The sequence below is a fragment of the Streptomyces sp. NPDC093089 genome (assembly GCF_044754405.1).
GTDB lineage: Bacteria > Actinomycetota > Actinomycetes > Streptomycetales > Streptomycetaceae > Streptomyces.
The window spans coordinates 95,345-118,187 of sequence record NZ_JBIVPA010000020.1 but is presented as its reverse complement, the minus strand read 5'-3'; the positions used below and the strand labels follow the sequence as shown (position 1 = coordinate 118,187).

Annotated in this window: 23 protein-coding genes and 1 pseudogene; 10 read left to right on the top strand and 14 right to left on the bottom strand. The window is 72.9% G+C overall.

Features of this window, described 5'->3' with window-relative positions:
• The first annotated feature begins 4 nt into the window (after nt 1-4).
• The 3 genes from ACIQFX_RS35380 to ACIQFX_RS35370 are packed head-to-tail and all read left to right on the top strand — an operon-like array spanning nt 5 to nt 2,005.
• Nucleotides 5-871 carry an AraC family transcriptional regulator gene (locus ACIQFX_RS35380; protein WP_402471833.1) on the top strand — a complete coding sequence of 289 codons (867 nt, stop codon included), beginning with the start codon at nt 5-7 and terminating at the stop codon, nt 869-871.
• A 58-nt stretch (nt 872-929) separates the two neighbouring features.
• The gene (locus tag ACIQFX_RS35375; RefSeq protein WP_402471830.1) at nt 930-1,700 is read left to right on the top strand and encodes an AzlC family ABC transporter permease; all 771 of its coding nucleotides are present in this window, start codon (nt 930-932) and stop codon (nt 1,698-1,700) included.
• Entirely contained in the window at nt 1,697-2,005 is a 309-nt protein-coding gene (locus ACIQFX_RS35370; protein ID WP_402471828.1) for an AzlD domain-containing protein, read from the top strand. Before ACIQFX_RS35375 ends, ACIQFX_RS35370 begins: the two co-directional genes overlap by 4 nt.
• A 180-nt stretch (nt 2,006-2,185) precedes the next feature.
• Here the strand turns inward: ACIQFX_RS35370 and ACIQFX_RS35365 are convergent, their stop codons facing one another.
• Nucleotides 2,186-3,115, bottom strand: a complete 930-nt coding sequence (locus ACIQFX_RS35365; RefSeq protein ID WP_402471826.1) for a hypothetical protein — start codon at nt 3,113-3,115, stop codon at nt 2,186-2,188.
• Between the two features lie 79 nt (nt 3,116-3,194).
• Between ACIQFX_RS35365 and ACIQFX_RS35360 the strand changes: the two genes are divergently transcribed.
• Both ACIQFX_RS35360 and ACIQFX_RS35355 read left to right on the top strand, forming a co-directional pair.
• Nucleotides 3,195-3,389, top strand: coding sequence for a DUF3046 domain-containing protein (locus ACIQFX_RS35360; RefSeq protein WP_402471824.1), 195 nt, complete (start codon nt 3,195-3,197; stop codon nt 3,387-3,389).
• 468 nt (nt 3,390-3,857) lie between these two features.
• Entirely contained in the window at nt 3,858-4,988 is a 1,131-nt protein-coding gene (locus ACIQFX_RS35355) for an AI-2E family transporter (protein WP_402471878.1), read from the top strand.
• A 40-nt stretch (nt 4,989-5,028) separates the two neighbouring features.
• On the opposite strand, the gene ACIQFX_RS35350 is transcribed toward ACIQFX_RS35355, so the two are convergent.
• The 4 genes from ACIQFX_RS35350 to ACIQFX_RS35335 all read right to left on the bottom strand — a co-directional run bounded on the left by ACIQFX_RS35350 (nt 5,029) and on the right by ACIQFX_RS35335 (nt 9,392).
• Nucleotides 5,029-5,808: a cytochrome d ubiquinol oxidase subunit II gene (locus ACIQFX_RS35350; protein ID WP_402471822.1), complete on the bottom strand. Its 780-nt coding sequence runs from the start codon at nt 5,806-5,808 to the stop codon at nt 5,029-5,031.
• A 47-nt stretch (nt 5,809-5,855) separates the two neighbouring features.
• On the bottom strand, nt 5,856-7,166 hold the full coding sequence (locus ACIQFX_RS35345) for a cytochrome ubiquinol oxidase subunit I (RefSeq protein WP_402471820.1): 1,311 nt from the start codon (nt 7,164-7,166) through the stop codon (nt 5,856-5,858).
• 199 nt (nt 7,167-7,365) lie between these two features.
• A complete protein-coding gene (locus ACIQFX_RS35340) occupies nt 7,366-8,034 on the bottom strand; it encodes a response regulator (RefSeq protein ID WP_402471818.1) in 669 nt (222 codons plus the stop codon).
• Entirely contained in the window at nt 8,031-9,392 is a 1,362-nt protein-coding gene (locus ACIQFX_RS35335; RefSeq protein ID WP_402471816.1) for a sensor histidine kinase, read from the bottom strand. The genes ACIQFX_RS35340 and ACIQFX_RS35335 overlap by 4 nt, the downstream gene beginning before the upstream one ends.
• 224 nt (nt 9,393-9,616) lie before the next feature.
• Between ACIQFX_RS35335 and ACIQFX_RS35330 the strand changes: the two genes are divergently transcribed.
• Entirely contained in the window at nt 9,617-10,483 is an 867-nt protein-coding gene (locus ACIQFX_RS35330) for an alpha/beta fold hydrolase (protein ID WP_402471814.1), read from the top strand.
• Between the two features lie 152 nt (nt 10,484-10,635).
• Here ACIQFX_RS35330 and ACIQFX_RS35325 read toward each other — a convergent pair.
• A pseudogene (locus tag ACIQFX_RS35325) lies at nt 10,636-11,615 on the bottom strand (hypothetical protein).
• A 353-nt stretch (nt 11,616-11,968) separates the two neighbouring features.
• Between ACIQFX_RS35325 and recA the strand changes: the two are divergent.
• Together recA and recX are read left to right on the top strand one after the other, a co-directional pair.
• A complete protein-coding gene (gene recA / locus ACIQFX_RS35320; protein WP_402471812.1) occupies nt 11,969-13,099 on the top strand; it encodes a recombinase RecA in 1,131 nt (376 codons plus the stop codon).
• The gene (gene recX, locus ACIQFX_RS35315; RefSeq protein ID WP_402471809.1) at nt 13,020-13,670 is read left to right on the top strand and encodes a recombination regulator RecX; all 651 of its coding nucleotides are present in this window, start codon (nt 13,020-13,022) and stop codon (nt 13,668-13,670) included. Before recA ends, recX begins: the two co-directional genes overlap by 80 nt.
• Nucleotides 13,671-13,852: 182 nt before the next feature.
• On the opposite strand, the gene ACIQFX_RS35310 is transcribed toward recX, so the two are convergent.
• The 8 genes from ACIQFX_RS35310 to ACIQFX_RS35275 all read right to left on the bottom strand — a co-directional run bounded on the left by ACIQFX_RS35310 (nt 13,853) and on the right by ACIQFX_RS35275 (nt 20,403).
• Complete coding sequence (locus ACIQFX_RS35310; RefSeq protein WP_402471876.1) at nt 13,853-14,326, bottom strand: rhodanese-like domain-containing protein; 474 nt, start codon at nt 14,324-14,326, stop codon at nt 13,853-13,855.
• Between the two features lie 11 nt (nt 14,327-14,337).
• Nucleotides 14,338-14,811, bottom strand: coding sequence for a cysteine dioxygenase (locus ACIQFX_RS35305; protein WP_402471873.1), 474 nt, complete (start codon nt 14,809-14,811; stop codon nt 14,338-14,340).
• A gap of 260 nt (nt 14,812-15,071) precedes the next feature.
• Complete coding sequence (locus ACIQFX_RS35300) at nt 15,072-15,158, bottom strand: putative leader peptide (RefSeq protein ID WP_315986099.1); 87 nt, start codon at nt 15,156-15,158, stop codon at nt 15,072-15,074.
• A gap of 32 nt (nt 15,159-15,190) precedes the next feature.
• A complete protein-coding gene (locus ACIQFX_RS35295; protein ID WP_402471806.1) occupies nt 15,191-16,867 on the bottom strand; it encodes an FAD-dependent monooxygenase in 1,677 nt (558 codons plus the stop codon).
• Between the two features lie 192 nt (nt 16,868-17,059).
• Nucleotides 17,060-17,950: an amino acid ABC transporter permease gene (locus tag ACIQFX_RS35290; protein ID WP_402471804.1), complete on the bottom strand. Its 891-nt coding sequence runs from the start codon at nt 17,948-17,950 to the stop codon at nt 17,060-17,062.
• On the bottom strand, nt 17,947-18,621 hold the full coding sequence (locus ACIQFX_RS35285) for an amino acid ABC transporter permease (RefSeq protein ID WP_402471802.1): 675 nt from the start codon (nt 18,619-18,621) through the stop codon (nt 17,947-17,949). The genes ACIQFX_RS35290 and ACIQFX_RS35285 overlap by 4 nt, the downstream gene beginning before the upstream one ends.
• 120 nt (nt 18,622-18,741) lie before the next feature.
• Entirely contained in the window at nt 18,742-19,563 is an 822-nt protein-coding gene (locus tag ACIQFX_RS35280; RefSeq protein WP_402471800.1) for a glutamate ABC transporter substrate-binding protein, read from the bottom strand.
• Nucleotides 19,564-19,617: 54 nt separating this feature from the next.
• Nucleotides 19,618-20,403, bottom strand: a complete 786-nt coding sequence (locus ACIQFX_RS35275) for an amino acid ABC transporter ATP-binding protein (protein WP_402471798.1) — start codon at nt 20,401-20,403, stop codon at nt 19,618-19,620.
• 273 nt (nt 20,404-20,676) lie between these two features.
• On the opposite strand from ACIQFX_RS35275, the gene ACIQFX_RS35270 reads away from it, so the two are divergent.
• Nucleotides 20,677-21,390, top strand: coding sequence for a response regulator transcription factor (locus ACIQFX_RS35270; RefSeq protein ID WP_402471796.1), 714 nt, complete (start codon nt 20,677-20,679; stop codon nt 21,388-21,390).
• Between the two features lie 18 nt (nt 21,391-21,408).
• Entirely contained in the window at nt 21,409-22,824 is a 1,416-nt protein-coding gene (locus ACIQFX_RS35265) for a sensor histidine kinase (protein ID WP_402471794.1), read from the top strand.
• The last annotated feature ends 19 nt before the right edge of the window (nt 22,825-22,843 follow it).

Genomic DNA, 22,843 nt, shown 5'->3' with positions numbered 1-22,843 from the left:
AGGCATGGCGAGCGAGGAGCGGGCACGGTACTGGCAGTACGCCGAACTGCCCGGCGTCGACCTGCTGCACGCCCACTACATCCGCAAGGCGTTCGCCCGGCACACCCACGAGACCTTCGTCTTCGCCGCGATCACCGAGGGCGTCGAGGCCTTCCACTACCGCGACGAGCTGGTCCACGCGGGCCCCGGGCAGATAGCCCTGGTCAACCCGGACACCTCGCACACCGGGTACGCGGGCGTGCCCGAGGGGTGGACGTACCGCACGATCTACCCCGACGCGGAGATCGTCCGCTCGATCGCCGCCGACACCCTCACCCTGCGCGGCTCGGCCGGCTTCACGACGCCCGTCGTCGACGACCCGTACGCCGCACGGCTCGTCGTCGGCGTCCACCGGGCCGCCGAGGAGGGCAACGCGCTCGCCGCGGACAGCCTGCTCCGGCTGGTCACGGCCCGCATGCTGCGCAGCCACGGCGGGCTGATCACGCCGCTCCCGCCCCGCTCGGCGGGCGCGCGGCACGCGGCACGCGCGCGTGCCGTCCTGGAGGAGCGGATGGCCGAGCCGCCGACCCTGGAACGGCTCGCCGCCGACCTCGGCACCAGCCCCTTCGCCCTCCTCAGGGCCTTCCGGTCGGCGTACGGGATGCCCCCGCACACCTGGCTCACGGACGCGCGCGTACGGCGGGCCAGACGGCTCCTCGACGCGGGAACGCCGCCCGCGGACGCGGCCGCCGCCGTGGGCTTCACCGACCAGTCGCACCTCAACCGTCACTTCACCCGCAGCGTCGGGGTGCCGCCGGGCGCCTACCAGCGCGCGCGGGGCGTGCGGGGGAGTGGCGGGGAGGGTGCGCGGGACGGGCCGACCGGGCTGTGAAGGCGGGGCGCAAGAACGTACAAGACCGGTCGGCCGGGACTGCCGTAACGTCCCTGACGTGGCAGAACAGACAGCACCTCCCGTCATACGCGACGGCGGCACACCGGCGAAACCCGACGCGGCCGTCGTCCGCGACGCCCTCGGGGTCGGCGTCGCCGTCGGCCTCTCCGGCTTCGCCTTCGGCGTCACCTCGGCGGGGGCGGGCCTCAGCCTCCTCCAGACCTGCGCGCTCAGCCTGCTCGTCTTCACGGGCGCCTCGCAGTTCGCCCTCGTCGGGGCGCTCGCCGCCGGAGGCAACCCCTTCACGGCCGCCGCCGGGGCCTTCTTCCTCGGCACCCGCAACGCCTTCTACGGGCTCCGGCTCTCGCAGCTCCTCGCGCTGCCGAAGGCCGTCAGGCCGTTCGCCGCGCACTGGGTGATCGACGAGACCACCGTCGTCTCGCTCGCCCAGCCGTCCCGGCGGGCCGCGCGCATCGGCTTCACGATCACCGGCCTCACGCTGTACGTCCTGTGGAACGTCACCACGCTGCTCGGCGCGCTCGGCGCCGAGGCGATCGGCGACACGGCGGCCTGGGGGCTCGACGCGGCCGGCCCCGCCGTCTTCCTGGCCCTGCTCGCCCCCATGCTGAAGTCGGCGACCGAGCGGGCCACCGCCGGGATCGCCGTCCTGCTCGGACTCGGGCTGCTCCCCGTCCTGCCCGCCGGCGTCCCGGTCCTCGCCGCGGCCCTGGCCGCACCGGCCGTGCTCTGGTTCCGGGGCCGCGGGGCGAGCAGCGCCGCACAGGCCGGCGCGAAGCGGGACACGACGGTGGAGGAGGACCCCCGATGAACGTCTGGATCGCGATCGGCCTGACCGCCGCCGGGTGCTACCTGATGAAGCTGGTCGGCCTGCTCGTCCCCGCCGGAACGCTGGAACGGCCGCTCGTGCAGCGCCTCGCTGCCCTGCTCCCCGTCGCGCTGCTCGCCGCGCTCACCGCCCAGCAGACGTTCAGCTCCGGCGGCTCGCTCGTCCTGGACGCCCGGGCCGCCGGGCTCGCCGCGGCCGCCGTCGCGCTCGTCCTGCGCGCCCCGTTCCTGGTCGTCGTGGGCGCGGCCGTCGTGGTCACGGCGGGGGTACGGGGCCTGGGCTGGTGAGCCCGGGCCGTATGGCGCGGGCAGGTGAGCCCGGGCCGTACGGTGCCCGCGCCCGGGCCGTACGGTGCCCGCGCCCGGGCCGTACGGTGCCCGCGCCCGGTCCGTACGGCGCCTGCTCCCGTTCCGTACGGCGCCCGCCTTCCCCGTTCCGTACGGCGTCCCTCCGCGCCGCCCCACCCGTCAGTCGATGGAGCGGCCGTGGGCGCGGAGGGTGCGGAGTGCCTCGATCGTGACGATCGGGCGCCATTCCAGGGCGGTGCCGGGGGCCCAGGCGCGCCAGCGGATCGGCCAGCCGCCGTCCTCCTGCTGGTCGGCCGTGAGGTGGTCGAGGGAGCGGGTCATCTCCTCGTCCGTGAACCAGTGCGCGGCGAGCGAGTCCGGCACGCGCGCGTAGTCGTGCGGGAAGTGGTGCTCGCCGGGCGCGTACCCGTCCGAGACCGGATAGTCGTCCGGCCGGTCCGGGTCGAGGACGGCGAGCCCCTGTTCGCGGACGAGCCGGCCGAGCCGGTCGGCGGCGGCCTGTGCGCGCGAGCGGTCGGGGGCGCCGTCGAGGAAGGCGACGGCGGCCTGGACCTCGTACGGATGGGACTTCTCCAGCGACTCGACGGCCGCCCAGCAGAACTCGGTGGCCCGGAACAGCCAGGCGTGCCAGACCTGGTTGCGGTGCAGCAGCCCGACCACGGGACCGGTCGAGAGCAGGGAGCTCGGCGGGGAGTCGACGACCGGGACGAACGGCGCCGAGGGGTAGCCGCGCTGGGACGGGTGGATCGCCGGGAGCGCGCCCTCGTGCGTCGACACGTCCGTGAGGTAGCGGCAGATCCGCTCCACGCGCAGTCCGCCGCAGCGGCCGATGGAGTCCAGGACCCGCAGCGCGTGCGCGGTGTGGAGGGGCTGGCTGACCGGTCCGCGGAGATCGGGTTCGAGCGCGTGGCCGTAACCGCCGTCCTCGTTGAGGTAGGCGGCGAGGGCCGTCTCGACCTGATCCGGGCCTCCGCGCAGGAAGTGGTAGGCGAACCGGCGCTGTTCGAGGACCCGTGCCGTCAGCCAGACGAAACGCTCGGCGCGGGCCAGGGGGGTCGAGGGCGGGGAGGAGAGGGGTTTTTCGGCCATGCTCCGACCGTAGGGCGGAAAGTCGCGGTGACAAGGCCTGAGGCGCGGGCTGCACTCTTGGGAGCGGGATACTGGGGTCATGCGGTTGACGATTTTCTGGGAACGGATGGCGGACCACTTCGGTGCGTCCTACGCCGAGTCCTTCGCGAGTGACCATGTGATGGCGGAGCTCGGCGGGCGGACGGTGCGGGACGCCCTGGACTCCGGCTGGGAGGCGAAGGACGTGTGGCGGGCGGTCTGCGCGGCCGTCGACGTACCGGCCGACAAGCGCTGACGGAACGGCGCCCAGCGGCCGACAAGCGCTGACGGATCGGCGCTCCAGCGGCCGACCGGCGGTGACGAGCCCGCGGCGCACCGGCCGGTGAACGGCGAACGGTCGGCGAACTGCCGGGTGACAAGCGGTGATGTGCGGGGCCCCGGGTGGAATGTCCGCGCGGTGCGCGAGACTGGCGTGGTGGCCCCGACTGACGACACCGACAAGACAGAACCGACTGACCCGACCGAGCCCACCGACCAGACCGAGCCGACTGCCCCGACCGAGTCGGCCGAGCCGACGGTGCCGACCGACGAGGCATCCCCGGCCGACCGGACGGCTCCCGCTCCCGCGGACCTGACCGCCGGTGCCCGCGAAGGGGCCGGCGGAGAGAGCGGGAGAGGCGCCCTGGCGCCGTCCGCGCCCGGGACCGCCTCCGGGACCGCCTCGGGCACCGTGGCGGCGCCGTCCCGGCCCCCGGCGGCGCGGATGCCGCGCTGGCTGCCGCGCGCCATGGTCCTGGCGCTCGCGCTCTACTCCTGTTTCCTGCTGGGCAACTGGGCCTTCCACCAGCTCGTCGGCCTCCTCGTCAACATCCTGCTCGCCTTCTTCCTCGCCCTCGCCATCGAGCCGGCGGTCGGGCGCATGGCGGCGCGCGGGATGCGCCGGGGGCTCGCCACCTTCCTGGTCTTCTTCGTCGTCCTGATCTTCAGCGTCGGCTTCGTCGTCCTGCTCGGGTCGATGCTCGCCGGCCAGATCGTGGACATGGTCGAGAACTTCCCCAAGTACCTCGACTCGCTGATCAACTGGATCAACCAGAACTTCCACACGGACCTCTCGCGGGTCGAGGTCCAGGACAGCGTCCTGAGCTCCGACTGGCTGCAGAAGTACGTGCAGAACAGCGCGTCCGGAGTCCTCGACGTCTCCGCCACCGTCCTCGGAGGCCTGTTCCGGCTGCTGACCATCTTCCTGTTCTCGTTCTACTTCGCGGCCGACGGACCCCGGTTGCGGCGCGCCCTCTGCTCCGTCCTGCCGCCGGCCCGCCAGACCGAGGTGCTGCGGGCCTGGGAGATCGCGGTCGACAAGACCGGCGGCTACCTCTACTCGCGCGGCCTGATGGCCCTCATCTCGGGCGTCGCGCACTTCGTGCTCTTCGAGATCCTGGACGTGCCGTACGCCCCCGCGCTCGCCGTGTGGGTCGGTCTGGTCTCGCAGTTCATCCCGACGATCGGCACCTACCTGGCCGGCGCGCTGCCGATGCTGATCGCCTTCACGGTCAACCCCTGGTACGCGCTGTGGGTGCTCTGCTTCGTCGTGATCTACCAGCAGTTCGAGAACTACGTGCTCCAGCCGAAGCTGACCTCCAAGACCGTGGACATCCACCCGGCGGTCGCCTTCGGCTCGGTCATCGCGGGCACGGCGCTGCTCGGTGCCGTCGGCGCGCTGATCGCCATCCCGGCCGTCGCCACCCTGCAGGCCTTCCTCGGCGCGTACGTGAAGCGGTACGACGTCACCGACGACCCGCGCGTGCACGGCCACCGCAGGTACGGCGAGGCCGTGGTGGCACGGCTCCAGAAGGCCCTGCACCACAAGAAGGAGTCCGCGCCCGACGAGTCCTGACCGCAGCCCGCACTCCCGCGCGCGCGTGTGGGGCCACGGGTCACAGGTACGAGGGGCGGGTCACCCGGTGCCGGAAGGAGTGCCAGGTCCAGGCCTGGACGGCCACCAGGAGCGGGGTGACGACGAGCAGCGCGGGCACGAGCAGGCCGAGTGTGGCCGGGGCGGCGGCCCGCTCGGCCAGCGGGAGCGCGGTCCCCGCTCCGAGCGGCAGTCCGGCGAGCAGGACACCGGTCAGCGCGAAGGACTGCCACGTGCGCCCGGCGCGTCCGACGAGCCTGCGGGCGCGCTCGTACGGCGGTCCCGTGAGCCGGAGCGCGGCGAAGCCGAGCCCGTGCGCGGCGAACAGCGCGGCCACGGCGAGGGCGGTGAGGACGGCCGTGATGCCGGTCGCCGGCGCGTACGGCCGTCCGGTGAGCAGGGCCGCGAGCAGCCACCCCCAGGACAGCGCCACGGTCCAGCTGCCGCACGTCACGGCGGCGTCGCAGCCCGCGCGCCAGCGGCGTCCCGGGCCCCGGCCGCGTGACCAGAGCCCCGTGTCCCGCACGATCCAGCCGGTCAGGAGGGCCACGAGGACCGGGAACTGGCCGCTCAGGAGCTCCCCTTCGAGGGCGGGGAAGCAGCCGACGAGCACGCCGGCGGTGGCGACCAGCCAGACCTCGTTGCCCAGGAAGAAGGGGGCGAAGGAGGCGAGGACGAGGCGCCGCTCGCGGTCGTCACGGCCGAGCCAGGGGATGAGCATGCCGGTGCCGACGTCCGACCCGGCGAGCACGAACCAGCCCGCGGCGAAGAAGGCGAGCAGGGCGATGGCCAGGGTCTCCACGAGGTCTCCTCGGATGGTGCTCGGTGGTCCGGGACGGCGGGACGGCGTCAGTAGCGGGGGGCGGGCAGGGTGTCTGCGGGGTCGCGCGCCGTCCCGTCAGCCGATCCGTCCACCGCGTCGGGCCGCTCGTCGTGGCCGAGCCCGGACTCGACGGGGCCGCGGCGGGCGTGCCGGGTGAGGAGCCAGGCGTTGAGCGCGGCGAGCAGCACGAAGGCCGTGGTGAACACGGTGAGGGAGAGGCGCATGGTGCCGGGGGAGAGGTCCGAGACCGCGTCCTCCGTCCTGAGCAGCCCGTAGACCACCCAGGGCTGCCGCCCCGACTCCCGGAAGACCCAGCCGCCGATCATGGCCAGATACGGCAGCGGTACGGCCGCCATCAGGACGAGGTGCCACAGCCGGAACCGGAAGACGACCTTCCTGAAGCAGGCCAGGATCACCCCGGCGAAGCACAGGTACATCATCAGGGCGAAGCTGATCAGCATCACGAGACCGCCGCCCCGGGTCCACGCCTCCGACGGCACGTAGTCGCCCGGCCCGAAGCGGTCCGTCAGCTCCGCCTGCAGCCGTGCGATCTCGGCCGCCTTTCCGCTGAAGACGGCCGACTTCATCGGCTGGAAGGTGGCGAGGACGCCGAACTGGAGCCCGCCGAACACCGCTGCCGCCATCAGCGCCGGCGCCGACAGGAACACCCCGATCCGCAGGCTGCGGCCGAAGAACTCCCACTCGGGGGTGCGCCGGAACAGGTGGTACGCGCTCACCCCGGCCATGAAGAACCCGGCGGTGAGCAGCGCGCCCGCCAGGACGTGCCCGAAGGCGAGGAGCGCGGACGGGTTGGTCAGGACCGCGACCGGGTCGTCGAGGACCAGCTCACCGTTCTCGGAGCCGTATCCCACCGGGTGGTTGAGGAAACCGTTGGAGACGAGGATCCAGTACGCCGAGAGGTACGCGGTCAGGACGACGACCCAGATCACGGCCAGGTGGGCCCAGCGGCCGAGCCGGTTCCAGCCGAAGATCCACAGGCCGAGGAAGGTCGACTCGACGAAGAACGCCACGATCGTCTCGACGGCCAGCGAGGCGCCCAGGACATTGCCCGCCTCGTGCGTGAGCCCGCTCCAGGCCATGCCGAACTGGAACTCCATCACCAGGCCGGTGACGATGCCGACCGCGTAGTTGATCACGTACAGCTGGCCCCAGAAGCGCACCATGCGCGCGTGGAGCGGCTTCCGGCTCAGCGTGGCCCTGGTCTGAAGCACGGCCACGACCGTCGCGAGCCCCAGCGTGAGGGCGACGAAGAGGAAGTGGCCGCCCGCGGTGAGGGCGAACTGCAGCCGCGCGAGATCGAGTACGTCCTGATTCACCCGGTCAGCGTGGGCGCCCGGTCGGGCGCCCGGCGTCACCCCGGGGAGGACATCGGGCGTACCCCGCCGGTTGTCCCGCCCCACGCGCGCGTACCCCGTGAGTCGTCCGCGCCGGGTCCGGTCCCCTAGGGGACCGCGTCCTGCCGGTCCTCCTGGTCGTGCCGGTCGTGCCGGGAGGGGTGTCGTGGCGCCGGGGAGGTCAGGCCAGCCAGCCGGGGGTGATCATGCCGGACTCGTACGCCAGGATCACCAGCTGGGCCCGGTCGCGGACGGCCAGTTTGGTCATGATGCGGCTGACGTGGGTCTTGGCGGTGGCGGGGGAGAGGACGAGCCGGCCGGCGATCTCGTCGTTGGAGAGGCCCGCCCCGACGAGGCCGAGGACCTCGCGCTCCCGCTCGGTGAGGGCGTTCAGCCGGGGGCTCGGGTCCGGCTGCCGCCCGACGAGTCCGGCGAACTCGGCGATCAGACGGCGGGTCACGGCCGGGGCGATCAGGGCGTCGCCGCGCGCCACCACCCGTACCGCGTGCAGCAGTTCCATCGGCTCGGTGTCCTTGACGAGGAACCCCGACGCGCCGGCGCGCAGCGCCCCGTACACGTGGTCGTCCGCGTCGAACGTGGTCAGGATGACCACCCGGACCCCTGCGAGGCGAGCGTCCGCGGTGATGCGGCGCGTGGCTTCGAGCCCGTCGAGGACCGGCATGCGGATGTCCATCAGGACCACGTCGGGGCGCAGTTCACGGGCGAGCCCGATCGCCTGCTCCCCGTCGCCCGCCTCGCCGACGACCTCGATGTCCTCCTCGTCCGACAGGATCGATCGGAAGCCGGCCCGGACCAGGGTCTGGTCGTCGGCGAGCACGACGCGGATCATCGGGAGTCCCCTTCGGAGGTGGCGGGTGGTGCGGCGGCGGGCGGGCTGCCGGGCGGGCTGCCGGGCGGCTCGTGGGAGGAGGGCCGGGGCTCGGCTGTTCCCGGTGGGGTCGGCCGGGGCTCGGCTGTTCCCGGTGGGGTCGGCGCGGGCTCGGCTGTTCCCGGTGGGGTCAGCGGCAGGCGGGCGTCGACGACGAAGCCGCCGCCTTCGGCGTTCCCGGCGGTGAGGTCCCCGCCGAACGCGCGGGCCCGCTCGGCCATGCCCCGGATGCCGCTGCCCAGCGGCCGGCCCTCGGGCGCGCCCGCGCCGTCGTCGGCGATGCGCAGGCGCACCGCGTCGTCGCCCCAGTCGAGGGTGAGGCGGACCGTCCCTGCACCCGCGTGGCGGGTGACGTTCGTCAGCGACTCCTGCACGATCCGGTACGCGGCGAGGTCGACCGGCGGCGGCAGCGGTACGGGGGTACCGGTGGTGCTCGTACGGACGTCGAGCCCGGCGGCGCGGGCACGCGCGACCAGGTCGCCGAGGAGCGCGAGCCCGGAGGACGCCGGGGCGGTCGGGGTGGCCTCGTCGGCCCGGCGCAGCATCCCGAGGGTCGCCCGGAGCTCGCGCAGCGCGTCCTTGCTGGTGGCCTTCACGGCCTCCAGGGCCTCGGTCGCGGTGGCGAGGCCGGCTTCCGGGGCCGGTCCCTTGCCGAGCCGGTGCAGCGCGGCACCGGACTGGACGTTGATCAGCGAGATGCTGTGGCCCAGCACGTCGTGCACCTCCCGGGCGATCCGCAGCCGCTCCTCGGTGGCGCTCTGCCGGGCCCGCGCCTCCTGCTCCCGCTCGGCGGCGAGCGCCCGCTGCTCCACCTCGTGCAGATAGGCGATGCGGGTGCGCTGGGCGCGGCCCACGGCGACGAGGCTGATCAGCCAGCCCGCCAGCATGGCGAGCGAGGTGTCGTCGATCTGCCGGTGCCCGGGCTGCTGCCGGATCTCGCCGAGCCCCACCGCGAGCAGCGTGACCGCGGCGAGCGCGACGGCGGCCGCGAACCGGCCCTCGGCGGCGGTCGTGTACAGCGCGAGCGCGAAGGCGATCATGAGCGGGCCGTCCTGGGCGGACAGCGGGTAGTACACGACGCAGGCGAGCAGCGTGACGACCGCGACGGCGACCGGCTGCCGCCGCCGGAAGTACAAGGCCCCGCAGCCGACCACGATCAGTGCCCAGCCGAGCGCCGTACGGAGCGTCGGCTCGCTCGCGTACCGCGCCGAGACGAGCGTCCACACCGCCACGACGAGCAGCACGACACCCGCCACGAGCGCGTCGGCGGTCCGTGGGGACGGGCGGCCGTCGCCGGGGGCGCGGAGGGGGAGGGGCATGCGTCGAAGGATAGGCGGCGGGCGGAGGTTCGGCCCCGGGGACGGCGGGTCGCGCAGGGGGCGGCCCGGCTACGGGAGGAGCAGCGGGCCGGGGCGGGGGAGCGGGCGGTCCGGCCCCGGGGCGCGGGTGGTGGTCGTTGCAGGTGGGGCGGGCGGCCACTAGCGTCGTCGCGCCGGAGCGGTCGACGCCCGGGAACGTCCGGGTGCCAGGGGGTGGAGGCGGAATGGCCGAGCGGGGCGTGGCCGAGAGCGACGTGGAACTGGCCGACGGGCGCAGACTGCACGTCTACGACACCGGGGACGGGGGGTCCGGCGACGGGCTCGTCGTCTTCTGGCACCACGGGACGCCGAACATCGGCGCGCCTCCCGAGCCGCTGCGCCCGGCCGCCGCTCGGCACGGGATCCGCTGGGTCTCGTACGACCGCCCCGGATACGGCGGTTCCAGTCCCCGTCCGGGACGGGACGTCGCCTCGGCCGCCGACGACGTGCGGGCCGTCGCCGACGCGCTGGGCATCGACAGGTTCGCGGTCATGGGGCACTCCGGCGGCGGCCCGCACGCGCTCGCGTGCGGAGCCCTGCTGCCGGAGCGCGTCCTCGGCGTGGTCGGTGTGTCCGGCCTGGCTCCGTACGGCGCCGAGGGGCTCGACTGGTTCGGGGGCATGACGCCGTCCGGCGTCGCGGCCCTGCGCGCGGCGGTCGAGGGGCGGGCGGCGAAGGAGGCGTACGAGGCGACCGCCGCGTACGACCCGGGGATGTTCACCCCGGCCGACCACGAGGCGCTGGCCGGCCCGTGGTCCTGGTTCGGCGACGTCGTCGGCCCGGCCATGGCCTCCGGTCCGGGCGGCCTCGTCGACGACGACCTGGCGTACGTCGCCCCCTGGGGCTTCGACCCCGCCCGGATCGTCGCGCCGGTGCTCCTTCTCCACGGCGGCGAGGACCGTGTCGTACCCGGCTCGCACGGCCACTGGCTGGCCGGTCACTGCCCGACGGCCGAACTGCGACCGAGCCCGGCCGACGGGCACATCTCCGTGCTCCGTGGCGGCCCGGAGGCCCTGGAATGGCTCGCGGAGGCGGCGGGCGCCGCGGGGTGACGGGCCTCCTGGAGTCCTCGCGCAGCGACTGGTGACGACTGACAACGCCTGGTGGCTACTGACAACGCCTGGCGACGGCTGACAACGCCTGGCAGCGCCTGTCGGCAGGCCGGAAAGCCGGAGGCGCCTGCGGCAGGTGCAGCGCTGCTCCCTCAGGTTCCCGGGTGCGGCGGCGGGGGAGGCGAAGGAGCGCGGGACCAGCGGACGGGATGGCCGTCGGGGCCTTCGGTGAGCCAGGAGCCGTCGCCCAGGGGCACCAGTTCGTACGGGTCGGTCACCTCGGCGGTGATCTCGCCGCTGAGCGTGCCCGTGCGCACATCGACCAGGTGGTGGCGGAACCACTCCTCCTCGTCCTCGCCCTCACCACCCAGGGCGACCACGGCCAGGTCCGGGGTCAGGTAGCCACCGCTCCATTCCACGAACGTCTCCTCCGGGTCGTACCCGAAGGCTTCGACGGGCAGGGTGAAGAGCACGTCCCCGCTCGGGTGGCGGTGGAAGGCGACGTCCCCTGACCGTGGTCGACGGTCATGAACTGTTCCCCGTCCGGCGCCAGGTCGACCAGGCAGCGGTCCCACCACGGATAGGTCGCGAACTCCGGCACGCCGCCCGCCCCGGCCGCACCTCTGAGGATGACGGAGCCGTCCTGACCCTCACCGATGTCGAGGTAGACGCTGCCGTCCACCGGGTGCACGCGGTGGACGGCGCCGTGCCCGACCGCCTCCAGCTCCCGTCGGGCGATCACCGTCCCGCTGTCGGCATCGTGCACGACCCACTGGTCTCCACCCCCGCGTCCCGCCATCGCGTCCGGCCGGTAGACCCACACGCTCCGGCCGTCCAGGGACAGCGCACAGCCGGGCCGGTGGCCGTGAAGCACGTCGGAGTGCGGCTCGAAGTCCGACGCCCACACCACGTCACCGGCACGCCCGAGGCAGACGACGGCGTTCAGCGTCGTGTACACGACGCGCTCCAGATCGGGCCGCACCGCCGACTCCACGACCTCGTCGCCGGCCCGAGGCCGGAACACCGCGACAGGCTTCAGGGTGCCGAGCGCGCCGGAGTCCGTCGTCACGTACGCGTGGATCACTCCGTCGCTGTAGCGGGTGGTCACGTTCGGAGGCCGCCCAGGAATCATGCGCCGAGGTCAACGCCCGGATCAGGGGCGTCGACGGCGAGGACGGACCCGTGCGGGCGCGCTCATCGGCCGCCTCGGCCGCTCGGCCGCGGCACCGTCACCGAGGTGCGGATGCGACCGTTGGGTACGGGGGACAGGCGTCGTGCTGCAGCACGGGACGGGGGTCGCGGGGTGGGCGTGGCGCGCTTGACACTGAAATCGAACATCCATTCTCATGGAAGTCCGGCCCTTGGAATCACCGGGTTGTCGACGAGTTGTCCACAGGTCGGAGGGGACGCCGGGGCCCATTGTCAGTGGCAGGGGTTAGCGTCTTTCACATGAAGCGATCGACTCAAGCAAACCGGGTGGAACCCATGGCAGGAACCGACCGCGAGAAGGCGCTCGACGCCGCGCTCGCACAGATTGAACGCCAGTTCGGCAAGGGCGCCGTGATGCGCATGGGTGACCGTACCCAGGAGCCGATCGAGGTGATCTCCACCGGATCGACCGCGCTCGACATCGCGCTCGGTGTCGGCGGCCTGCCGCGTGGCCGTGTCGTGGAGATCTACGGCCCGGAGTCCTCCGGTAAGACGACCCTCACCCTGCATGCCGTGGCGAACGCGCAGAAGGCCGGCGGCCAGGTCGCCTTCGTGGACGCCGAGCACGCCCTCGACCCCGAGTACGCCAAGAAGCTCGGCGTCGACATCGACAACCTCATCCTGTCCCAGCCGGACAACGGCGAGCAGGCCCTCGAGATCGTCGACATGCTGGTCCGCTCCGGCGCCCTCGACCTGATCGTCATCGACTCCGTCGCCGCGCTCGTCCCGCGTGCGGAGATCGAGGGCGAGATGGGCGACTCGCACGTGGGTCTGCAGGCCCGACTGATGAGCCAGGCCCTCCGGAAGATCACCAGCGCGCTCAACCAGTCCAAGACCACCGCGATCTTCATCAACCAGCTCCGCGAGAAGATCGGCGTGATGTTCGGCTCGCCGGAGACCACGACCGGTGGCCGCGCGCTGAAGTTCTACGCCTCGGTGCGCCTCGACATCCGCCGCATCGAGACCCTCAAGGACGGCACGGACGCGGTCGGCAACCGCACCCGCGTCAAGGTCGTCAAGAACAAGGTCGCGCCGCCCTTCAAGCAGGCCGAGTTCGACATCCTCTACGGCCAGGGCATCAGCCGCGAGGGCGGTCTGATCGACATGGGCGTGGAGCACGGCTTCGTGCGCAAGGCCGGTGCCTGGTACACGTACGAGGGCGACCAGCTCGGCCAGGGCAAGGAGAACGCCCGCAACTTCCTGAAGGACAACCCCGACCTCGCCGACGAGATCGAGAAGAAGATCAAGGAGAAGCTCGGCGTCGGCGTCCGGCCCGACGCAGCGAAGACCGAGGCGGCGGACACGGCGGGTGCCGCGGACGCGGCCGGTGCGGACGACGCCAAGACCGTCCCCGCACCCGCGACCAAGACCGCGAAGGCGACCAAGGCCACCGCGGTCAAGAGCTGAACCGGTGACCGGTCGCACCGAATGGCCGGGTGACAGCCCCGACTCGTCGAGGGCCGAGAAGGAGCTGTCACCCCAGGATCCGGCTGAGCGGGCGCGCGCGATCTGCCTGCGCCTGCTCACCGGAACCCCGCGCACGCGCAAGCAGCTCGCCGACGCGCTGCGCAAGCGGGAGATCCCCGACGGGGTGGCGGAGGAGATCCTCTCCCGCTTCGAGGACGTCGGGCTGATCGACGACGCCGCCTTCGCGGGAGCGTGGGTGGAGTCCCGGCACCACGGCCGGGGCCTCGCGCGCCGGGCCCTCGCCCGGGAGCTGCGCACCAAGGGCGTCGAGCCCACCCTCATCCAGGAGGCGGTGAGTCGGCTCGACTCCGATCAGGAAGAGGCCACCGCGCGCGAGCTCGTCGACCGCAAGCTGCGCGCCACCCGCGGCCTCGAACGTGACCGGCGCCTGCGCCGGCTCGCGGGGATGCTCGCCCGCAAGGGCTATCCCGAGGGCATGGCCCTCCGTGTCGTCCGCCAAGCCCTGGAGGCCGAGGGCGAGGACACGGACGGACTGGACGAGTCGTACTGAGGCGGGTCATGCCCGGGACCCGCTGGGACGAAGCCCGCTTGGGCGAGGCCTGCTTTGGCGAGCCCCGCTTGGGCAAGGTCCGCTTGGGTGAGGCCCGCTGAGGCGGCGGGGCCTTCTGCCGCGGGGGGACAGAAGGACTCGACACGTGGCCGCGCGCCGCACCGAACCACAGGAGGGTGTGGTCAGGGGCGGGCGGCGGGGAGGAGGACGGGGAGGCCGGCTGCCTTCCAGGCCTGGAAGCCGCCGATGAGGTCCGTCGCACGGTGCAGGCCGAGGCGGCGCAGGGACTCGGCGGCGAGGGAGGAGGCGTAACCCTCGTTGCAGAGGACCACCACCCGCAGGTCGTGGCTGTCCGCCTCCGCCGCGCGGTGGCTGCCCAGGGGATCGAGCCGCCACTCCAGTTCGTTGCGCTCGACGATCAGCGCACCCGGGATCAGGCCGTCCCGTTCCCGCAGGGCCGCGTAGCGCGTGTCGACCAGCAGCGCGTCGCCCGCCTCGTAGGCCTCGTGGGCGGCCCGGGGCTCGATCCGGTCGAGGCCCGACCTGACCTGTTCGAGCAGTTCGTCGATGCCCACGCGCCCGTTGTCCGGGGCACCGTCGTCCACTCGTCCGTCGCCCACGGGTCCGTCGGTCCCGTCCACCACTCCGTCGCTCATGCGTTCGTCGCTCACTGCCAGTCCTCGGGGCGCTCGACCTGCTCGAGGCGGAGTACCGCGCCCGTCCGGCTGAACCGGCGGATCAGGGGGAGGGGCGGGTAGTAGGCGTGCACCGACACGGCGTGGGTGTCGGGTGACTCGTTGAGGACCTCGTGGACGTGGTGGCGGCCGAAGGCGCGGCCGCCGCCCTCCGCCAGGCGGCGGGAGCGGTCGAGGCCCTCGGCCAGTTCGAGGGTCTTCCAGCCGCTCGCGGGGAGGCGGACGGCGAGCGCGTTCTCGGTGAGCGTGCCGCGCGCGGTGGCGAAGGCGCCGAGCGACTCGGCGTGGTCGTGCCAGCTGGTGCCGGTGCCGGGCGGCCAGCCGATCAGCCAGGCCTCACTGCCGCCGGGGCCGTCGAGGCGCACCCAGGTGCGGCCCTCGGGGTCGAGCGGGAGCGAGTCGACGAGTTCGCGGTCGGCGGCCGTGCGGCGGACGAAGGTGAGCAGGTCGGCCGCCGAAGGCCCTGCGGAGGCCGCCGAGCCGACAGTGCTGCCGGTGGTGCCGGCGGTGCCAGTGGTCTCAGCGGTATCGCTGGTGCCAGCAGAGCCAGCAGAGCCAGTGGCGACGGCGGTGGGAGAGGGTGCGGAGGCGTGTGGGGACACGGGTGACCGTCCTGAGGTTCGCGAAGGGCGCGCGACGGCTCACGGCACCGCGGACAGGCCCTGTGGGCGTCCGCGGCGGGGCGCGCGCGGGGAGGGAGGCGAGTTCAGCAGGAGGGGCGACACACGCAGCCCGCGTAGCGGACGAGGTCCATGTGGACCCTCCGCCACAGGCGCGCATAGGTGTCGGTCACGTTCCGGAGTACACCATGCGCGCCCGCGGGAATCAATGCGTGTCCGCCGTGCGGTCGTCGGCGGAGGACACCGCGGCGGGCACCTCGGCGGGCGTGTCGGCGGTGGGGGAGCCGCCGCGGGTCGCGTCCGCCGCTGCGTACAGCTCCTCGGGGAGGACCCCGGAGAAGGAGGCGGCGAGGTGGCCGTCGGGGCGGACGAGCAGGACGGCGTGGGCGGGTGCGCCCGGGTAGGCCTCGGTCACCAGGACCTCGGCCTTCGCGGGCAGGGCGCCGACCGCCTCTTCGAGGCGTGGCATGACGCCCGCGCTCCGCCAGTGGCGGCGGTCCCACACCCCGGTGCCGGGTGCGACGAGGACGACCAGGAGCCGGCCCTGACCGAGCCGGTCCCGGAGCCGTACGGTCGTGCCGTCCGGGGCGGTCACGCGGACGTCCTCGACCGGGGCGCCCGGCGGGGTGCCGACCGGCGTCAGCCCGTCGGAGTGCGGTGGCGCGAGGGGGGAGTGCGGGTACGCGGGGGGCGCGCCGAGCGGGCCGCGCCCCACGTGCCCCTCGGTCAGCAGGGCGTCGTGACCGCGCGTACCGCCGGGGAGGTACGTCCGCAGGCCGCCGCTGCCGCGGAGCGCGGGCAGCGACTGGTCCGCCGCGCGCAGCCGGGAGGCGACGGCCGTCCGCCGCTCGCTCTGGTAGCTGTCGAGGAGCCGGTCCGAGGCGCCGTGGTGCCAGGTGAGGGCGAGCTTCCAGGCGAGGTTGTCGACGTCGCGGAACCCCTCGTCGAGGCCCTGCGTGCCGACCGCGCCGAGCAGGTGGGCGGCGTCACCGGCGAGCAGGACCCGGTCGACCCGCCAGCGGCGGGCGAGCCGGTGGTGCAGGGTGTGGACGCCGGTGTCGATGAGTTCGTACGGGGGTGTCACCCCGTCGCACCAGCCGGCGAGGGTCTCGCGGATGCGGGCGACCAGCGCGTCCGGGGTGACCAGGTCGCCGCGGGGCGGGAGCAGCCAGTCGATCCGCCAGACGCCGTCGGGCAGCGGGCGGGCGGTGATCTCGTCGGGTGCTCCCCGCCACGGTGGCTGGCGGTGCATCAGGGCCTCGCCGGGCCAGGGGAGTTCGGTGCGCAGGGCGGCGACGGCGTGCCGTTCCACCGCCGTGCGGCCCGGGAAGCGGATGCCGAGCAGCTTGCGCACGGTCGACCGGGCCCCGTCGCAGCCGACGAGGTGGCTGCCGCGCCACCAGGTGCCCTCGGGGCCGCGGGTGTGGGCGGTGACCCCGTCGGGGTCCTGCTCGACGGTGTCGAGCCGGGCCTCGGTGACGAGGCGGACCAGTGGCTCGCGGCTGATGGCGTCGCGCAGGCCGCGCGCGAGGGCGTGCTGGGGGATGTGCAGCGGGGCGGCCGGAGAGGCGGGCGCGTCCGGGTCCTCGGCCCATTCCTCCGTACCGCTGAGTCCCAGGTCGAGCGGGATCTGGCGGACCGGCCGGCCGCGGCGCATGCTGCGCCAGCCGACCCAGCGGACCCCCTCGTCACGGAGGGTGGTGCAGCCCAGGCGTTCGACCATGGCGGCCATGTCGGCGCGCAGCAGGACGCTGCGGGCGGGGCGCGGCTCGTCCTTGCCCGGGCCCTCGTCGAGGACGATGCTGGGCACGCTCTGGGCGGCGAGCGCGAGGGAGAGCGCGAGGCCGACGGGCCCCGCGCCCACGATGATCACCGGGTCCACGGCGCGGCTCCTGAAGGCCGGACGGTCATGGGGGCAGCACAGTCGAGTGTGGCACGAGCCCGGTGGTTGATCACAGACCGTATGCAACCCACTGAGGGTGCTTGCGTCAAGCGACGGGGTGGGCGCGGTGCGGTCGACATCGAGTCGGTACCGCTCCGGCCCACCCCTGTGGTCCCGGTGGCCTCTTCGGCGTCAGGCGTCGCTGACGGCCTTCGACTTCTCATCGGGGGCTCCGGCCTGGGCCGGGAGGGTCACCGCCGCGGACCTCCTGCCCTGCCGCAGGCGCCGTTCGAGGCGGCCCGCGAAGCTGGTGAGGGCGAAGTTGATGACGATGTAGATGAGCGCGATGACCGTGAGCGTCGCGATCGTGTTGGCGCCGTAGTTGGCGGTGATCTGCCGGTTCTGGCTGAGCAGCTCGGCGAAGCCGATCAGGGCGCCGCCGAGCGCGGTGTCCTTGACGATCACGACGAGCTGGCTGACCAGGGCGGGCAGCATGACGGTCACGGCCTGCGGGAGCAGGACGTACAGCATGGTCTGGCCCTTGCGCATGCCGAGCGCGACGGCCGCGTCGCCCTGGCCGCGGGGCAGCGAGAGCACGCCGGCCCGGACGACCTCGGCGATCACCGAGGCGTTGTAGAGCACCAAGGCGGTGACGACCGCGTACAGCGGGCGGAAGTCGGAGCTGACGGTCGTGAACTCCCGGTAGGCCTGGTTGGCGAACATCATCAGGAGCAGGACCGGGATGGCGCGGAAGAACTCCACGAGCGCCCCGACGGGCACCCGCACCCAGCGGTGGTCGGAGAGCCGGCCGATGCCGAGGGCGGCGCCGAGGGGCAGCGCGATCACGATGGAGAGGGCGGCGGCCTTGAGGGTCTCGGTCAGGCCGGGCAGCAGGTACGTCGTCCAGACGTCGGAGTCGGTGACGAACGGGCTCCACTTGTCGGCGTCCAGCTGGTTCTTGTCGGCCAGGGCGGTGAGCACCCACCAGGCCGTCACGGCGAGGACCGCAAGGAACGCGACCGTGTAGAGGACGTTGCGCCGCTTCGCGCGCGGGCCGGGGGTGTCGTACAGGACGGAGCTCATCGCTTCACCGCCAGTCGCTTGGCCGCCCAGCCCAAGATCAGGCCGGTGGGGAGGGTGAGGACGATGAAGCCGAAGGCGAAGACCGCGAAGACGGCGAAGAGCGCGTCGGCCTCGTTCTCGACCATGGCCTTCATCAGGAACGCCGCGTCGGCGGCGCCGATCGCGGCCGCCACGGTGGTGTTCTTGGTGAGGGCGATCAGGACGTTGGCGAGCGGGGCCACCGCCGCGCGGAAGGCCTGCGGGAGGACCACCAGGGTGAGCACCTGGGTGAAGCTGAGCCCGAGGGCGCGGGCGGCCTCGGCCTGGCCCGGCGGGACGGTGTTGATGCCCGAGCGCAGCGCCTCGCAGACGAACGTGCCGGTGTAGGCGACGAGTCCGAGGACGGCGAGCCGGAAGCCGATGCCCTCGGAGCGGTCCCCGCCGAGGGTGATGCCGAGGGTCTGGTTGAGGCCCAGCAGGCAGGCGACGAGGACCACCGTCAGCGGAGTGTTCCGGACGATGTTCACGTACGCGGTGCCGAAGGCGCGCATCAGCGGGACCGGGCTGACCCGCATGCCGACCAGGGCGGTGCCCCAGATCAGCGAGCCGATCGCCGAGTAGAGGGCGAGCTGTGCCGTCACCCAGAAGGCGCCGAGCAGGTCGTACTGCCCGGAATCAAGAAAGTCGAACACGATGCCCGCGCTCTCCCCTGGTGGTCGGTCGGTGGAACGGCCGCTGCGTGGGCAGCGGCCGGTGCCGGTGTGACGGCCGCCCCGCGCGGGCGGCGGCCGTCACGGCCGGAGCGGGTCAGGTCAGTTCTCGACCTTCGGCGCGGCCTCGTACTTGTAGCCGGAGGGGCCGAAGTGCTGCTTGACGAGCTTCTCCCAGGTGCCGTCGGAGACCATCTTCTCCAGCGCCTTGTTGATCTTGCCGCGCAGCTCGTCGTCGCCCTTCTTGACGCCGATGCCGTACTTCTCGTCGCTCATCCGGAGGCCGGCGAGCTTGAACTTGCCCTGGTGCTCCTTCTGCGAGGCGTAGCCCGCGAGGATGGAGTCGTCGGTGGTCAGGGCGTCGACGGCCTTGTTCTCCAGGCCGGTCAGGCACTCGGAGTAGCCGCCGAGCTGCTGGAGGTCGGCCTTCGGGGCGAGCTTCTCCTTGACGTTCTGCGCGGAGGTCGAGCCGGTGACCGAGCAGAGCTTCTTGGTGTTGAGGTCCTCGACCTTGGTGATCGAGCTGTCGTCGGCGCGCACGAGCAGGTCCTGGTGGGCCAGGAAGTACGGACCGGCGAAGTCGACCTCCTTCTTGCGCTTGTCGTTGATCGAGTAGCTGGCGACGACGAACTTGACGTCACCGTTCTTGATCAGGTTCTCGCGCTCGGCGCTCGGCGCCTGCTTGAAGTTGATCTTGTCCTCGGCGTAGCCGAGCTCCTTGGCGACGTAGCGGGCGACGTCGACGTCGAAGCCGGCGTACGTGCCGTCCGGGGTCTTCAGGCCCAGGCCGGGCTGGTCGAACTTGATGCCGACGGTGATCTTGTCACCGTTGCTGCCCGAGTCGGAGCCGCTGCCACAGGCGGTGGCGGACAGCGCGAGGACGACGGCGGCCGCGGCGGCGGCGGAGGTGCGGCGAAGCTTCATCGAGGAATGCCCCTTGGTCTAGAAGTGAGTTGGGAAGAATAGGCCCGAACTCGCTCAGTGGTGAAGGATCTTGGAGAGGAAGTCCTTGGCCCGGTCGCTGCGCGGGTTGCTGAAGAACTCCTCCGGTGTCGCCTGCTCGACGATCTTCCCGTCGGCCATGAAGACGACCCGGTTGGCGGCCGAGCGCGCGAAGCCCATCTCGTGCGTGACGACCACCATCGTCATGCCGTCCCTGGCCAGCTGCTGCATGACCTCCAGGACCTCGTTGATCATCTCGGGGTCGAGTGCCGAGGTCGGCTCGTCGAAGAGCATCACCTTCGGGTCCATCGCGAGGGCGCGGGCGATGGCCACGCGCTGCTGCTGACCACCCGAGAGCTGCGCGGGGTACTTGTCCGCCTGGGTGCCGACGCCGACCCGGTCGAGCAGGGCTCGGGCCTTGGCCTCGGCGGCCTTCTTCTCCGTCTTGCGGACCTTGACCTGGCCCAGCATCACGTTCTCGAGCACCGTCTTGTGCGCGAAGAGGTTGAACGACTGGAAGACCATGCCGACGTCGGAACGCAGGCGGGCGAGCTCCCTGCCCTCCGCCGGAAGTGCCTTGCCGTCGATGGTGATGGCGCCGGAGTCGATGCTCTCCAGCCGGTTGATCGTGCGGCACAGCGTCGACTTGCCGGACCCGGACGGTCCGATGACGACCACGACCTCGCCGCGCGCGATCGTCAGATCGATGTCCTGGAGGACATGCAGTGCGCCGAAGTGCTTGTTCACGTCGGACAGTACGACCAGGTCGTCCGCGGCGCGCGGGGTGTCCTCGGGACCCTTGGACACTGACTCTCCGCTCATCGGCCTCTTGCTCCGTCCTCCTCGGTTGGGGAGGAGACTAGAGACCGGATGTGACGACCGTCATCACATCTGAGCGGAAATTGAGGATAACGATCCGGCTGCGGCCGGGCACCGTACGTGAACACCGTGCCCCGGGCCGTACCGGCTGCATAACGGAAACGCCGACGTCACAGGGGCACACTTGACTGTGACACCCGTATTCGGTGTTCATGCCCTGGTACCACCTGGTACACAGAGAGCCGCCATCAGCAGATCACCACGGAGGAGGTACGCATGCGACTGCTGCTCGTCGAGGACGACGACCACGTCGCCGCCGCCCTCTCCGCGATCCTCGCGAAGCACGGCTTCACGGTCACGCACGCCCGCAACGGCGAGGAGGCCCTGCAGGCCGTCCTGCCCACCGCGCAGGGCGAGCGCCCCTCGTACGGGGTGATCCTGCTCGACCTCGGCCTGCCCGACCAGGACGGCTACCAGGTCTGCGGCCGCATCCGGAAGCTCACCACCACCCCGGTGATCATGGTCACCGCGCGCGGCGACGTGCGCTCCCGCATCCACGGACTCAACCTCGGCGCCGACGACTACGTCGTCAAGCCCTACGACCCCGGCGAGCTCCTCGCCCGGATCCACGCCGTCAGCCGGCGCAACTCGGGGCCCGAGGAGACGGCCGGCGGCACCGGAGCCGCCGACGGAACGCAACTGCGCCTCGGCACCGTCACCATCGAACTTCCCACCCGCCGGGTCAGCGTCGACGGCGAGAGCGTCGCACTCACCCGCAAGGAGTTCGACCTCCTCGCCCTCCTCGCCCAGCGCCCCGGGGTCGTCTTCCGCCGCGAGCAGATCATCAGCGAGGTCTGGCGCACCAGTTGGGAGGGGACCGGCCGCACCCTGGAGGTGCACGTGGCCTCCCTGCGCTCCAAGCTGCGGATGCCCGCCCTGATCGAGACCGTGCGGGGCGTCGGCTACCGCCTCGTCGCCCCCGCCGCGTAACCCCCGGACCCCCGACCCGTGCGCACCCGACTCCTCCCGCTCCTCATCATCCTGATGGCCGGAGTGCTCCTCGCCCTCGGATTCCCGCTCGCCGCCAGCCTCGCCGCCTCGGAGCAGCAGCGGGTCGTCGTCGACCGGCTCGACGACGCGGCCCGCTTCGCCGCGCTCGCCCAGTTCGTCAACGAGAGCAGCCCGGGCACCGACGAGCGGCGCACCACCCTCAGCGGCGAACTCGCCAGCTACCACGACGTGTACGGCATCCGGGCCGGGATCTTCTATCGCGACAACCGCTCCATGGCCTCCGCGCCCGAGGACTGGACCGTCCCGGACGAGGGGGAGGGCAGGCGCGCCTTCAACGAGGCGCTCCTCGGCCGGCGCAGCCACGATCCGCCGCAGGTGTGGCCCTGGCAGGGGCACGCGCGGCTCACCATCGCCTCCCCGGTCGTCCGGGACGGCGACGTCGTCGCCGTCGTCGTCACCGACTCGCCCACCGGCCAGCTCCGGATGCGCATCCTGCGCGGCTGGCTGGTGATCTTCGCGGGGGAGTCCGCCGCGATGCTGCTCGCCGTCGGCGCCGCGTTCCGGCTCACCGGCTGGGTGCTGCGGCCGGTGCGCGTGCTCGACTCCGTCACCCACGACATCGCCACCGGGCGGATGAACTCCCGGGTCGCCGCCACCGGCGGCCCCCCCGAACTGCGGCGCCTCGCACGCTCGTTCAACGAGATGGCCGACAACGTCGAGGACGCGCTCGAACAGCAGCGGGCCTTCGTCGCCGACGCCTCCCACCAGTTGCGCAACCCGCTGGCCGCGCTGCTCCTGCGCATCGAGCTGCTCGCCCTGGAACTCCCCGAGGGCAACGAGGAGATCGCGTCCGTGCGGACCGAGGGCAAGCGTCTCGCCCAGGTCCTCGACGACCTCCTCGACCTGGCGCTCGCCGAACACGCCGAAGCCGAGCTGCGGCTCACCGACGTCGGCGCGCTCACCGACGAGCGGGTCGCGTCCTGGCGGCCCGTCGCCGACGACAAGGGCGTCGTGCTCACCGGCGCGTGCGCGGCCCTCACGGCCTGGGCCGACCCCGTCGCCCTGTCCAGCGCCCTCGACGCGGTGATCGACAACGCCCTGAAGTTCACCCCCGCCGGCGAGGAGGTCACCGTCTCCGTCGCCCTGTCCCCGGACGGCGAGAGCGTCGACGTCGTCGTCGCCGACCACGGCCCCGGCCTCATCGAGGACGAGCTGGCCCGGGTCGGCGACCGCTTCTGGCGCTCCGGCCGGCACCAGAACGTCAAGGGCTCCGGACTCGGCCTCTCCATCACGCGCGTCCTGCTCACGGCGGGCGGCGGCGGCATCGCCTTCGCCCCGAACGAGCCCCACGGCCTCCGGGTGACGGTCACCGTCCCCCGGCACGCCCCCGCCGGCCGGGGCCGGGAGGCGTAGTCCGCCCCGGGGCGCCCCG